The 13,556-nt window shown below is 67.8% G+C and carries 12 protein-coding genes; 7 read left to right on the plus strand and 5 right to left on the minus strand.

The genetic code is table 11. From position 1 onward, the window contains the following. The first annotated feature begins 5 nt into the window (after positions 1 to 5). Genes OEX18_08005 through OEX18_08015 form a run of 3 tightly spaced genes read left to right on the plus strand, consistent with a single transcriptional unit; the run spans position 6 to position 2,488 of the window. A complete protein-coding gene (locus OEX18_08005) occupies positions 6 to 443 on the plus strand; it encodes a YihY/virulence factor BrkB family protein (protein ID MDH4337207.1) in 438 nt (145 codons plus the stop codon). Further along, positions 444 to 1,724 carry an NAD(P)/FAD-dependent oxidoreductase gene (locus OEX18_08010; protein ID MDH4337208.1) on the plus strand — a complete coding sequence of 427 codons (1,281 nt, stop codon included), beginning with the start codon at positions 444 to 446 and terminating at the stop codon, positions 1,722 to 1,724. Beyond that, the gene (locus OEX18_08015; GenBank protein MDH4337209.1) at positions 1,721 to 2,488 is read left to right on the plus strand and encodes a TIGR01458 family HAD-type hydrolase; all 768 of its coding nucleotides are present in this window, start codon (positions 1,721 to 1,723) and stop codon (positions 2,486 to 2,488) included. Before OEX18_08010 ends, OEX18_08015 begins: the two co-directional genes overlap by 4 nt. On the opposite strand, the gene OEX18_08020 is transcribed toward OEX18_08015, so the two are convergent. From OEX18_08020 to acs, 3 genes are read right to left on the minus strand one after another with little or no spacing between them, the layout of a single operon-like run. Beyond that, complete coding sequence (locus OEX18_08020) at positions 2,489 to 3,340, minus strand: nuclear transport factor 2 family protein (protein MDH4337210.1); 852 nt, start codon at positions 3,338 to 3,340, stop codon at positions 2,489 to 2,491. A gap of 18 nt (positions 3,341 to 3,358) precedes the next feature. Continuing rightward, positions 3,359 to 4,387, minus strand: a complete 1,029-nt coding sequence (locus tag OEX18_08025; protein ID MDH4337211.1) for a histone deacetylase — start codon at positions 4,385 to 4,387, stop codon at positions 3,359 to 3,361. A 6-nt stretch (positions 4,388 to 4,393) separates the two neighbouring features. Continuing rightward, positions 4,394 to 6,358 carry an acetate--CoA ligase gene (acs, locus tag OEX18_08030; GenBank protein ID MDH4337212.1) on the minus strand — a complete coding sequence of 655 codons (1,965 nt, stop codon included), beginning with the start codon at positions 6,356 to 6,358 and terminating at the stop codon, positions 4,394 to 4,396. Between the two features lie 101 nt (positions 6,359 to 6,459). On the opposite strand from acs, the gene OEX18_08035 reads away from it, so the two are divergent. The 4 genes from OEX18_08035 (at position 6,460) to OEX18_08050 (ending at position 10,271) form a co-directional block, all read left to right on the plus strand. Continuing rightward, the gene (locus OEX18_08035; GenBank protein MDH4337213.1) at positions 6,460 to 7,752 is read left to right on the plus strand and encodes an MFS transporter; all 1,293 of its coding nucleotides are present in this window, start codon (positions 6,460 to 6,462) and stop codon (positions 7,750 to 7,752) included. Further along, positions 7,749 to 8,333 carry a pyridoxamine 5'-phosphate oxidase gene (gene pdxH / locus OEX18_08040; GenBank protein ID MDH4337214.1) on the plus strand — a complete coding sequence of 195 codons (585 nt, stop codon included), beginning with the start codon at positions 7,749 to 7,751 and terminating at the stop codon, positions 8,331 to 8,333. Before OEX18_08035 ends, pdxH begins: the two co-directional genes overlap by 4 nt. 133 nt (positions 8,334 to 8,466) lie before the next feature. Next, on the plus strand, positions 8,467 to 8,940 hold the full coding sequence (locus tag OEX18_08045; protein MDH4337215.1) for a T9SS type A sorting domain-containing protein: 474 nt from the start codon (positions 8,467 to 8,469) through the stop codon (positions 8,938 to 8,940). Positions 8,941 to 9,038: 98 nt separating this feature from the next. After that, positions 9,039 to 10,271 carry an NAD(P)/FAD-dependent oxidoreductase gene (locus tag OEX18_08050; protein MDH4337216.1) on the plus strand — a complete coding sequence of 411 codons (1,233 nt, stop codon included), beginning with the start codon at positions 9,039 to 9,041 and terminating at the stop codon, positions 10,269 to 10,271. Here the strand turns inward: OEX18_08050 and OEX18_08055 are convergent. Continuing rightward, positions 10,268 to 12,925: a protein kinase gene (locus tag OEX18_08055; protein MDH4337217.1), complete on the minus strand. Its 2,658-nt coding sequence runs from the start codon at positions 12,923 to 12,925 to the stop codon at positions 10,268 to 10,270. The two genes, OEX18_08050 and OEX18_08055, sit on opposite strands and share 4 nt — an antisense overlap. Positions 12,926 to 12,957: 32 nt before the next feature. Continuing rightward, the gene (locus tag OEX18_08060; GenBank protein MDH4337218.1) at positions 12,958 to 13,548 is read right to left on the minus strand and encodes a hypothetical protein; all 591 of its coding nucleotides are present in this window, start codon (positions 13,546 to 13,548) and stop codon (positions 12,958 to 12,960) included. Positions 13,549 to 13,556: the final 8 nt, after the last annotated feature.

Below are 13,556 nucleotides of genomic sequence, written 5' to 3' on the forward strand. Positions count from 1 at the left end.
GGGCCATGCTGTTTTTCTCCGTGGCGGCGGTCGGCGACTACGCGTTCCAACTGCTGCTGGCCGCCCCCGGCCTGCAGGAACTGACGTCGCTCATCCACGTCCCGCGGCGTGCGTTCTCGACCGGCTCCTTCACGGTGTTTCTGCTGATCCTCTACCTCTCGATTCCGGCGCGGCGGCCGCAGTTGCTGCGCGCGGTGATCGTGGCGGTGCTGGTGGCGGCGGGCTGGGCGCTGCTGCAGAAGCTGGGCGCCACCGTGACCATCTACATCTCCCGGCGGCACGCCGTGTACGGTGCGCTGGCCGGCGGCGCGCTCTTCCTCACCTGGATGTACCTGCTGGCCCTCTTCATCCTGCTCGGCGCGCTGATGCTGGACGTGTGGTCGCGGGCGGTGCGGCGGCTGCCGCTGGACGCCGACGCGGGCTGGTCGGAGGGCATCGGCTAGATGCCTGCGCCCGCAGCGGACCCGCATGTGCTCGTACTGGGCGGCGGCTTCGGTGGGCTCTACGCGGCGCGAACCCTGGGCGCGGCCGGCGTACGCGTGACGGTCGCCGACCGGCGCAACTTCCACCTCTTCCAGCCGCTCCTCTACCAGGTCGCGACCGGCGGGCTCTCGCCCGGTGACGTCACCTACCCCATCCGCGCGGTCCTCAACCGCTATCCCAGCGCACGCGTGATCCAGGCCGACGCGATCGACATCCGCCCCGGGGCGCGTGAGGTCGTGTTCGCCGATGCCCCGGCGCAACACTACGACGCCCTCATCGTCTCCACCGGATCGCGCACCTCGTACTTCGGTCACGACGACTGGGCGGTGCGCGCCGCCGGCCTGAAGAGCGTGGAGGACGCGCTCGATATCCGCCAGCGCGTGCTGGTCGCCTTCGAGCGCGCGGAACTGGAGCCGGACGCGGCGCGGCGCCAGGCGCTGCTCACCTTTGTGGTGGTGGGCGGCGGTCCCACCGGTGTCGAACTGGCCGGCGCCATCGCGGAGCTGGCGCACAAGACCATGGTGCGTGACTTCCGCTCCTTCGATCCGCACGACACACGCGTGATCCTGGTCGAGGCGGGCCCGCGCATCCTCCCCGCGTTTCCCGAGCCCCTGTCGCGTTACGCCGCGCGCGCGCTCCAGGCCCTGCGCGTGGAGGTGCGCACCGGCGTCACGGTGACCGCGGTGGGAGACGATGCCGTGGCCACCAAACACGGGGACGCCGCGGGCACCATCCCCACCGCCACGCCGCTGTGGGCGGCGGGGGTGAAGGTGGCGCCCTTCGGCGACATGGTGGCGGGACGTTTCGCCGCCGCACGGGACAGGCAGGGACGCATCATGGTGGGCGGCGACCTCACCATTGCCGGACACCCCCGCGTGTACGTCATCGGCGACCTCGCGCACGCTTCGGGCCCCGACGGGAATCCGCTCCCCGGCCTGGCCCCGGTGGCGATGCAGCAGGGCGAGTTCGTGGCGAAGCACATCCTGGGACGAATTCCCGCAGGGCGTCCCTTCCGCTACCGCAACAAGGGACAACTGGCAGTGATCGGGCGCAACCGCGCGGTGGCTGACTTCGGGCGGGTGCGATTCACGGGATTCCCCGCGTGGCTGGTGTGGGTATTCGTACACATCATGTATCTCATCGAATTCGACAACAAAGTAATGGTGCTGATGCAGTGGGCGTTCGGCTACGTCACCCGCAAACGCGGCGCGCGGCTCATCACCAACACGGGAGACGGATGAAACCGAACGACCTCAAGAGCATTCGCGGCCTTCTGACCGACATGGATGGCGTGTGGTTAGTGGGAAACACGGCGGTTCCCGGCGCCGCAGAAGCACTGGCACGCCTGCGCTCACGCGGCCTGCCGATGCGCTTCGTCACCAACACCACCACCCGCACTCCCGCACAACTCTCGGCGAAGATGCGCGCCATGGGCCTCGACGTTCCGGCGGACGAGTTCGTCACCACGCCGGCCGCGACCGCACGCTACCTGCGCGCCCAGGGGATATCCTCGGTGCGGCTGGTGGTGGCGGACGCGGTGCGCGGCGCGTTCGACGGCTTCACCGAATCCGCGCGCCCCGAGGCGGTGGTCATCGGCGACGTGGGCGAGGCGTGGAACTGGGACCTCATGCAGGATCTCTTCCGCACCATCATGAACGGTGCGCGCATGATCGCCATGCACAAGGGACGCTACTGGCAGGTGGCGGACGGGCTGCGCATGGACATCGGCGCGTTCATCGCGGGGCTGGAATACACCACCGGCCAGACGGCGACGGTAATCGGCAAGCCATCGGCGGAGATGTTTCGCACCGCGCTGGAGAGCATCGGCATGGAGGCGCGCGACGTGGTGATGGTGGGAGACGACGCCGACATGGACGTGGCGGGCGCACAGCGCGCCGGCATTCGAGGCGTGCTGGTGAAGACCGGCAAGTACCGCGACGAAACCTTCGCCGCCTCGGGCGTGATACCCGACCTCATCCTGGAATCGATCGCGGCGCTGTCCTGATCAGTCGCCCTCGGGCACGGCACTCTCGATGTCCAGCACGACCTTCCAGACGCGGTTCTCCTCCAGGCGCCAGATGCGCACGTAGTACGCCGCAACCGGTGCACCGCGGTACCCGGCGGTGTAACCGAGATCGCCGGAGGGAGCAACGTCGGCGTCGGTCGCGCGCATCACGCCGCCACCACCCGCCCCCGCCGCCGCCATGACCGCCGCCCTGCCCAGAACCGGCGCCGCGCCGTCCCGGTAGCGCCGCACATCCGGGGCCCCCCAGGCGCCGAAGGCGCCGGCCGCACCACGCGCAAACGCCTCCGCGAACGCGGCGTCCGCCGCCAGCAGGCCGGCACGCTTCTCCGCCATGCCCGCCGCGTCGCGCGGCCACGGGTCGGGATCGTCGGAGGTGCGAAACGTCAGCGCGGGAGTCGCCGGCATGCGCTCGTGACCGATGCCGATGTCGACGGCCACCTTCCAGCTCCCGCCGGCCGGCTTCTTCCACACCGACACGAAGTGTCCGAAGGCCACCGGATCCGACTCCCGGTCGGGGCTGAACGACCACGGCCCGGTGGTGAAACCGAAGTCTGCAGACGCAGCGATCTCCGCGTAGACCGGCTGCCACGCGAGCAGAACCGCGGACGGCGCGCGCCCTTCGTACAGGGCGCGTCCATCCACCGGCCCGGGGTTGAACAGCAACGCCCCGTCGGCGAGGTTGGCGAGAAACGCGTCGCGCACCGACACCGTCTCCGCCATCTTCGCGAAGGCGCGTTCAGCTTCCACCAGCGAAGCGACTGGCGGTGGCATGGCGGGGTCCCCCGCGGTCGTGGACATCAGCATGGCACCAATCAAAAACCAGGGATGCATGGTGGCGTCTCCTCGCTGTCACAGGTTCCAGTGGCCGGCCTGGGCCGCTCGGATCGCGGCCAGAGTGGGGGCGAACCTCCCCGCCGCACCATTGTGCACCGCCACGGCGGCCCGCGGCGACTGCATTCGTTTGAGCACGATCTCCGTGCAACGCTCCAGCGCGGCCAGGTCGTAACCGCCCTCCAGCACCGCCACGCAGCGGCCACCGGCGAAGCGCGCGGCGATGTCGAGCACCGCGCCCGCCATGGCATCGAAACCCGCGTCGCTCACGCGCATGCCGCCCAGAGGATCGTCCGCGTGCGCGTCGAACCCCGCCGACACCAGCACCAGTTGGGGCGCGAACGCCTCCGCCACCGGACGCACGACGTGATGAAATGCTGCGGCGTATTCGTCGTCCCCCCAGCCACCGCTCATGGGGATGTTCACCGTGTGCCCCGCCGCGTCCCTGCCGCCGGTCTCCTCCGCGGCGCCGGTACCTGGATAGAACGGAAACTGGTGCAGCGACACCAGCAGCACGCGCGACTCGTCCCAGAACATCTGCTGGGTCCCGTTGCAGTGGTGCACATCCCAGTCCAGCACCAGGACGCGCTCGAGCCCGTGCTTCTCCATGGCGTGCGCCGCCGCCACCGCGATGTTGTTGAACAGGCAGAAGCCCATGGCGTGGTCGGACTCCGCGTGGTGACCCGGCGGGCGCACGGCCGCGAAACCGTTGTCGAGATCGCCCGCCATCACGCGGTCGACGAGGTCCAGCACACCGCCCGCCGCCCGGCAGGCCACGTCGTAGGAATCCGGCGACATGAAGGTGTCGGGGTCGAGCATCAGCGAACGCCCGGCGGCGCCCTCCAGGATGTTCACGTAGAAGGGATCGTGCACGCGCGCGAGTTCGTCGTGGGTGGCGCGGCGCGTTGCGGGAAGCACGCTCACGCCGAGACGGTCCGAGCGCGCCGCCAGCCGGAGCAGTTGCTCCATGCGCGCGACGCGCTCGGGATGACCTTCCGGCGTGATGTGCCGGAGGTAGACTTCGTCGATGTGAAAACCGGTCCTCAAGGCACGCTAGTCTTCGTCGTAACGCGCTTTGAGGTTCTCGACCACACTCGCGTCGGCCAGCGTGGTCACGTTGCCGAGGGCACGGCCCTCCGCCACGTCGCGCAACAGCCGACGCATGATCTTTCCGGACCGGGTCTTGGGAAGATCCGCCGAGAACACGATGCGCTCGGGAATGGCAAACTTGCCGATCTTCTTCGCCACCCAGTCCTTCAGCTCCTTGTCCAGTCCATCGTTGCCGGTGACACCGTCCCGCAGGCTCACGAAGGCCACCAGCGCCTGGCCCTTGAGTTCGTGCGCCACGCCGATGACGGCGGACTCGGCCACGCTGCTGTGCTCCACGAACGCGCTCTCCAGCTCCGCGGTGCCGATGCGGTGACCGGCCACGTTGACCACGTCATCGATGCGCCCCACGATCCAGAAGTTGCCATGCTTGTCCTTGCGCGCGCCGTCGCCCGCAAAGTACGTTCCCGGCCACTTGGCCCAGTAGGTGTCCTGGTAGCGTTTGGGATCGCCGTAGATACCACGCAGCATGCCCGGCCACGGCTTGCGGATGCCGAGGTAGCCGACCTCCGCCGCCTTGCCGTCGTCGCTGTTGACGACCGGGTCAATGCCGAAGAAGGGCTGGGTGGCGCTTCCCGGCATGGTGGCGGTAATGCCCGGCAGCGGCGTGATCATGATGCCACCGGTTTCGGTCTGCCACCACGTATCCACGATGGGACAGCGCTTGCCGCCGATCGCCTTCTGGTACCACATCCACGCCTCCGGGTTGATGGGCTCACCCACCGTACCCAGCAAACGCAGCGAGGAGAGATCGTGCTTCGCCGGCCACTCGTCACCCCATTTCATGAAAGCGCGGATCGCTGTGGGCGCGGTGTAGAACACGGTCACGCCATAGCGCTCCACCATGTCCCAGAAGCGGCCCCGGTCCGGCCAGTCCGGCGCGCCCTCGTAGAGCAGACAGGTGACGCCGTTCTGCAGCGGACCGTAAACGATGTAGCTGTGCCCGGTGACCCACCCGATGTCGGCCGTGCACCAGAACATGTCCTCCGGTTTCAGGTCGAACACGTACTTCGTGGTGAGGTAGGTGTAGACCATGTAGCCACCGGTGGTATGGATGATGCCCTTGGGCTTGCCGGTAGTGCCGCTGGTGTAGAGCAGGAACAGCATGTCTTCGCTGTCCATCTTTGCCGGCGGACAATCCGCCGACGCGTCCTTCACGATTTCGTGGTACCAGACGTCGCGGCCGTCCTTCATGCGGCATGGAAATGCGTCGGCCTCGCCGCGGCGCACGACGATGACATGCTTGACGCTGGGGCAGTCCTCCACCGCTTCGTCGACGATGTCCTTGAGCAGCAGCGCCTTGCCGCGGCGCCAGCCACCGTCGCCAGTGATCACCAGGTTGGCCTGGCAGTCCTGCACGCGGTCGCGGATCGACTCCGCGGAGAATCCGGCGAAGATCACCGAATGCACCGCGCCGATGCGCGCGCACGCCAGCAATGACACCACCAGTTCCGGCGTCATGGGCAGGTAGACGGCGACGCGGTCGCCCTTCTTGATGCCCAGCTCCTTGAGGGCATTGGCAAACTTGTTCACGTCACGCGCGAGTTCCGCGTAGGTGAGCACGCGTCGATCGCCGGGCTCCCCCTCCCACACGATGGCGGCCTTGTGCCGCGCTGGAGTGTCGAGGTGACGGTCGAGACAGTTGTAGGATATGTTGGTCTTGCCACCCACGTACCACTTGAAGAACGGCGCCTTGCGGTCGTCGAGTACGCGGGTCCACTTCTTGAACCAGTGCAGGTCCTGAGCAACGCGGCCCCAGAACTTTGCGGGGTTCTTGATACTCTCCCTGTATAGTCGTTTGTATTCAGCTTCAGATTTGATGTGCGCCTGGGCACGAAACTTGGCCGATGGTTTGAACCGGCGGTTCTCCTTCATAACACTGTCGAACCGCCGCGGATCGATGCTGGCCATGTGAGTCAAACTCCTTTCCCTTGTCGAAATCGAACGGCCTGTCCTAGTCTATCGGAGTAACGCGTCCGAACCAACGCCCTTTTTGGAAGAATGGCCGCAGCATGATCCATCCCCGCCGCATCGATCGCCCCGCGTTTGCGTGGGCCCTGTACGACTGGGCCAACTCCGCGTTCTCAACCACCGTCATGGCGGGCTTCTTTCCGGTGATGTTCAAGCAGTACTGGTGTGCCGGCGCGGACGTATCCGCGTCGTCGGCCCGGCTGGGCTTCGCCAGTTCGGTCGCCGGCCTGGTGGTGGCGCTGGCCGCACCCGCGCTGGGTGCGGTCGCCGACGCGGGCGAGTCGCGCAAACGGTTCCTGCTGATCGCCGCGGGGGTGGGCGTCGCGGGTACCGCGGCGCTGTTCGCCGTGCCGGCCGGACAGTGGGTGCTTGCCGCGGTGGTCTTCATTGTCGCCACCGCCGGCTTTTCCGCGTCGATGATCTTCTACGACGCCCTGCTGGTGGACGTTTCCACCCCCCGCACGGCGGATTTCGTTTCCGCATACGGGTTTGCGCTGGGATACCTGGGCGGCGGCATCCTGTTTCTGCTCAACATCTTCATGTACCGTTCTCCCGCAACCTTCGGCATCGCGAGTCCCGAGGATGCGGCGCGCTGGTCGTTTCTCACCGTGGCCGTATGGTGGGCTCTCTTCTCGATTCCGCTCGCCCGCGGCGTGCGCGAGCGCGCGGTGCAGCGGCGCGTCGCCGGCGCGACCCGGCGCGGGTTGCACGAGATGGCCGACACGCTGCGCCACCTGCGCCGGCACCGCGCGGTGCTGCTGTTTCTGCTGGGATACTGGTTCTACATCGACGGCGTTCACACCATCGTGCGCATGGGCATGGACTACGGTCTGTCGCTCGGCTTCCCCGCCGGCACGCTCATCCTGTCCCTGCTGCTGATCCAGTTTGTCGGCTTCCCCGCATCGCTGCTCTTCGGCAAGATCGGCGACCGTTACGGTGCGCGCACCGGCATCTACATCGCCATCGCGGTGTACATCGGCATATGCATATGGGGTTATCTGCTGTCGCGCCCGGTTGAATTCTACGCACTCGCGGTGGCAATCGGCCTGGTGCAGGGCGGCATCAACAGCCTTAGCCGCTCGTTCTACTCGCGGCTGATTCCGGAGAACCAGTCCGCGCAGTTCTTCGGCTACTACAACACCATCGGACGCTTCTCCGCGGTGCTGGGTCCCGCCGTGATGGGAACGGTGAGCCTTGCCACCGGCAATCCGCGGCTGTCGATGCTGGCGATGATCGCGTTCTTCGTGGCGGGTGCGATGTTCCTTGCGCGCGTTCCCGCGCAACCCCTATCCTCGCCGCAGGAACCCATCCCAGCCGGCGGAGCCGATTCATGATTCACATCCAGGACCTGGTTCAGCGCGTCAACGAAGGTATCGAGCGCGCGCGCGCCGCGGGGGTCGTCGAACCCACCGCCATGACGGTGGCCACGGTGGACGAGCACGGCCGTCCCGCCGCGCGCATCCTGCTGCTCAAGCACGCCGACGAGCACGGCTTCGTCTTCTACACCAATCTCGAGAGCCGCAAGGGCCGCCACCTGGCCCGTTTCCCCTGGGCGTCGTTGTGCTTCTGGTGGGCGCCGCTGGCGGAGCAGATCCACGTGGACGGCCGGGTGAAGCCGGTGAACGCCACCGAGGCCGACGCATACTTCGCGTCGCGGCCGCGCGGCAGCCAGATCGGCGCCTGGGCCTCGAAGCAGAGCGACGCGCTCGAATCCCGCAAGGTGCTGCTCGACCGGGCGGCGGAGGCCGAGGCGCGGTTCGCCGGGCAGGACGTCCCCCGCCCGCCCTACTGGTCCGGATTCAGGCTCATCCCCGACCGCTTCGAGTTCTGGTACGGGCGCGAGGACCGTCTGCACGAGCGCTTCGAGTACCGCTTCGAAGACGCCCGCTGGCAGGAGCGCATCCTTTCCCCGTGACAAAAAGCCATTGCGAACACGGGGGTTGAACTGGTAAGATTCCCGACAGTCCCCGTTGATTCAGAGCCCGGCCTCCCCACACGCGTGGCCGGTTGACGAGCCCCGACGGCGTAATTTGTTGGAGGACTGCATCTTGCGAGTTCGCATACGTCGCCAGCTTGCCCCGGCTGTCGTGCTTTCCATTTGCCTTACCCTTCCGCTGTTCGCGCAGAACGCGCGCGCCACGAGCCTGCCGCGCCTGGCAGCGTCGCTCGATTTGAGCCGCCTGGCGGCATCCGTCACGGCCGCGACCGACGCCGCGCTTCAGGCGGACGAATTCTCCCGCGCGATTCCCACGCGCGTCACCCTGCCCGCCAGCGTGGAGCTGCTCGGCGCCACCACCGAGGTTCGGATCGGCCTGCCCCATGAGGCGAACCTGGGTATCGAGGTCACCGACGAGTCCGGCGCCATGGTGTGCAGCGCACGGGTCCACATGCCGGCCGGCTGGCAGAAGGTGTGCTTCAGCGGCCGCGGCCACGACGGCAAGTCGCTCGCCAACGGCGTGTACTTCTACCGGGTGGCCGTCGAGGGTGACGTCATGGTGACCCGGGTCGTCATCAATCGCTGACACCCCATCGAGACTTTCGAAGAGGCCGGTCGATTCGACCGGCCTTTTCTTTTTGCGGACACTTGCAATCCCCACCGTGATGCCCGCATGCTGCGCGAATGCGCGAACGGGCCGGGGTGATCATCGTGGGCGCGGGGGCGGCGGGTCTCATGACCGCCATCCAGGCGGCGCGCGCCGGCGCGCGCGACGTGCTGGTGCTGGACGGCGCCCGCAAGCTCGGCGCCAAGATCCTCATCGCGGGCGGCGGGCGTTGCAACGTGACCCACGACGTGGTGGACGAAACCGCCTTCGCCGGTTCGTCGAGGAACGCCATCCGCAAGGTGCTGCGGCGCTTCGACGCGCAGGCAACCATCGCGTTCTTCGACGGGATCGGGGTGGAACTCAAGCGCGAGACAACCGGCAAGCTGTTCCCCGTTACCGACAGCGCCCGCTCGGTACTCAACGCGCTGCTCACCGAGGCGCGCAGGCGCGGCGTGGAGATTGCGTTTCCGCGGCGCGTGAACGCCATCGCACCCGCGGGTGACGCCTTCGATGTATCGGGAGAGTGGGGCTCGCTGCGCGCCGCGCGCGTCGTCATCGCGACCGGTGGCAAGAGCGTTCCCAAGTCCGGGTCGGACGGCTTCGGATACGAGCTGGCGCGCCGTCTCGGCCACTCGATCACGCCACTGCTCACACCGGGCCTGGTGCCCCTCACCCTCCCGCGGGGACATTTTCTCCTCAAACTCGCGGGCATCACCATCCCCGCCACCATCGAACTGCGCTCGGGTACGGGCGGGCGCACGGCCGCGTTTACGGACTCCACCCTGTTCACCCATTTTGGACTCTCGGGGCCATCGGTGATGGACATCAGCCGTTACTACCTGCACGCACTGGCGGAGGATAGTGGCGCCGCGCTGTTCGTCAACTTTCTCCCCGGGACAACCGCGGCCACTCTCGAACGCGATCTGATCGCGGGCGCACGATCAGTGGCGGGCGTGCTGCGCGAGCGGCTGCCGGAACGGCTCGCGCGCGCGTTGTGCGACGATGCCGGCGCGGACCCGTCGGCGCGCGGCGACCAGCTGCGCCGCGAGACGCGCCGCGCGCTGGTGGCCACCGTCTGCGGGTTGAAGCTTCCGGTAACGGGTTCGCGCGGCTACAACTTTGCGGAAGTGACGGCGGGTGGTGTGCCGCTCTCCGAACTCCACCTGGAGACGATGGAATCACGCGTGTGTCCGGGGCTCTACCTGGTGGGCGAGATCTGCGACGTGGACGGCCGCATCGGCGGCTTCAACTTTCAGTGGGCGTGGTCCAGCGGGTTCGTGGCCGGAACCGCGCTGGCAAGGAACGGCTAGCGCGCCGTGCGCGCTCTGACCAGCGCGCGCCAGTCGGTGACCAGGCGCAGCGTGGTGCTGCCGCCACCCTCCGGCACCGAGACCAGCAACCGCTGTCCGTCGGGTGCGATGTCGGCGGGCCCCGCAATGGTCCGGCCGCCGAACACGGTCTCGGCTGCGCCCAGCACCAGCCGTTCCCCGCTTCCGTCCACTGCGACACGCCGCACCAGTCCGTCCGACCCGACGTACAGGACGCTGCGGCCATCGGGCATCCACCGCCCGGTGCGCGCGCCGCGATCCGACACCTGGAAACGCGCATCCGGTGACGCGTAGAGCGCGGCGTACAGTTCATCCATCCCCGATTCGTTGGAAACGAACAGTACCCAGCGGCCGTCGGGGGAGAACTCCTGCGCCCTCTCGGTGGCCTGCGATGTGAGCAGCTCGCGGGGCTCGTCGCTGCCGCTGACGGGTATCGTCCACACGTCGCTTCCCATCTGTGTCTGCTGTACATCCACCAGCAGGTCGCGGCCGTCGCGGGACCAGTCGATCAGCTGCATGGAGACTTCCTTCATGTCCAGGATCTGGCGGCGCGCGGCGGAACCGACCGCGGACTGCACCCATATGCGCGCGGAGCCGTCGGCGTACGCCACCTCGCGGCCGTCCGGCGCCCAGAGGGGAAACACTGCCTGCTCGGGTCCCAGCGTGAAGCGCGTGCGAACCCCGCTGTCGATATCGAACATCCACAAGTCGAAGCGATCACCGCGCATGCTGGCCACCACGCGTTGGCCGTCGGGAGAAATCCGGCCGGCGCCGATGAACGCGCCGGGTTCACCCAGCCGGCCGACCTCGTTGCCATCGAGGTCGAACCACGCCAGCCGCGACGACTCGAAGGTCTCTCCGGAGAAGAACAGCATGGGACCGCGATCCACCAGCGCGAAGGCACCGGTGTAGCGGTACGGGTTGAACTGCACCGCCTCGGCAATCGGAACCGGCTCACCGGAGCGTTGCAGCGTGGCCGGATCGAACGCCTGCACCACCAGGTTCCGGTCCACCAGGTAGGCGATGTAACCCGGGTCGAGGTAGCGCGCCTCGCTCAGGCACTCGAACACCCGGCGCGTCTTGCCGTCGCGGACATCGACCACATGGACCGCCGCGGAATCGAGCTCCACCGAGCCCACCACGTACAGCAGCCGTTCGCCGTCGGGCAAAAAGTGCGGCAGACGGTGGGTGGCCCCCTTTTTCTCAAGCCGGGTGAGCACGCGCGGCGCGCCTCCCGAGGCGGAGATCGCGTGCAGGCCTTCCAGCGCCCCGGGCGCATAGACGATGGTCCCGTTGGGACTCCACCCGATGCCGCGCCCCTCCGGTGCGTCGGCCAGCGTCTGCACCACGCCACCCTGCGCCGGAATGCGCTTGAGCTTGCCGTTGGCGAAGAACGCAATCACGCGCCCGTCCGGCGACCAGGTGGGATAAGTCCCGTCATCGGTACCGGCGAGCGCCGTCATGGTGGCGTCGTCCAGGTGGCGCAGCCAGATCTGCTGGTCCTTCCCCTCCCCCGCCGCGGCGATCGCGAGGGTGCGTCCGTCGGGTGAAAGCGACAGCGAGGCGTTCTGCAGATCGAGCTGCATGCCCTCGGGGAGCGCCAGGCTGACGTCGAACAGCGGCGCGGGTTCGGGGCGGTGCAGCATCCACCCGGCCAGCGCACCCACGACGGCGAGCGGCAGCGCCACCGCGACCAACCGCCCGATGGAGACGCGCGCCTTCGCGGCCGGAACCGCGCGGTCCTCGACGGCCGCGTGATGAATGCCCGAGAGCGAACTGTCGCCGCGGATCACGCGCTCCAGCAGAATGCGCGCCTCGCCGATGTCGCGCAGGCGCTGCTTCGGGTCCTTGAGCAGACAGCGCCGGACGAGGTCCCTCACCACCGGCGGTGTCGACGAGGGCAGCGCGCTCCAGTCCGGCTCGTCCTTCATTACCGACGCCAGCGTCTCGGAGACCGTCTCGCCGCGAAACGCCTGCCTGCCCGCGAGCATTTCGAAGAACACCACGCCGAAGGAAAAGATGTCGGCACGGCGGTCCACCGCCTTGCCCTTGGCCTGCTCCGGCGACATGTACGCTGCGGTGCCCAGAATCACGCCGGCCACGGTGCCCGCGCTGGTGAGCGTAGGCGACTTGGTCATGTCGGATGACGACGCGTTGGGGTCGTCGTCGAGCGCCTTGGCCAGGCCGAAGTCCAGCACCTTGGGTGCGCCATCGGCGGTGATCTTGATGTTGGCGGGTTTGAGATCGCGGTGGATCACGCCGCGCTCGTGCGCGTACTCCAGCGCATCGGCCACCTGCTTCGCGATGGGAAGCGCCTCCTCCACGGGGACCGCACCGCGCGCGATGCGGTCGGCCAGCGTGGGGCCCTCCACCAGTTCCATGGCGATGGCGCGGGTGCCGTCGAACTCCTCGAATCCGTAGATCGACGCGATGTTGGCGTGCTGCAGCGAGGCCAGCAGCCGCGCCTCGCGCTCGAAGCGCGCCATGCGCTCGGCATCCTGCGCGAACACCGGCGGCAGCACCTTGATGGCAACATCCCGCCCCAGCCGCGAATCGGTACCGCGATAGACTTCGCCCATGCCGCCCGCGCCGATGGCGCCGGTGATCTTGTAGTGCCCGATGCTGCGGCCGATCATGCTCACCGGATGACTCCTCTGTCTTGCGCCGGCTAGAAACCTGCCATCACGCCGACACTCACGAACGGCTGCCAGTTGTCGTAGGGGCTGTTGCTGTCCTGAAGCACGTCGAAGAGCACTTCGACGTAGGCACTCGCGTTGGGCGAGAGGCGCTGCACCAGCCCGCCACCGAGGTACAGAAACGGAACCCCGGTGCGCTCCGAACCACCCGAGGCCGTGCGGAACTCGTAGCTGACGTACGCGAACTCCGCGTGCGCATAAGCGTTGGGAATGAAACGCAGACGGCTGAACAGGCTGCCACCGTAGTTACTGGCAGTCAGGTCCGGCGTGTAGCGCTTGTCCTTCACGTACTCGTAGATGCCTTTGACGCCGCCGGAGAGCTTCGGCGTGAACTGATAGCCCACCAGGGGCTGCACGCTGAAGCGGGTGTAGTTACCGAACGTCATCCCGATGCTGCCGCCGTAGAACACGCGTTTCTGTTTCGGCTGCGCCGTCATTGGCAGTGGTGGCGGAGCCGGCGTCGTTGCCACCGAGTCCGGTTGCGACGCCTGCACCAGCACCGGTGCATCCATGGGCCCCGCAAGCACCATTGCCAGCATACCAACCTGCAGAATTCCGAACATACCTGACC

Source organism: Candidatus Krumholzibacteriia bacterium (genome assembly GCA_029865265.1).
Taxonomy (GTDB): domain Bacteria; phylum Krumholzibacteriota; class Krumholzibacteriia; order WVZY01; family JAKEHA01; genus JAKEHA01.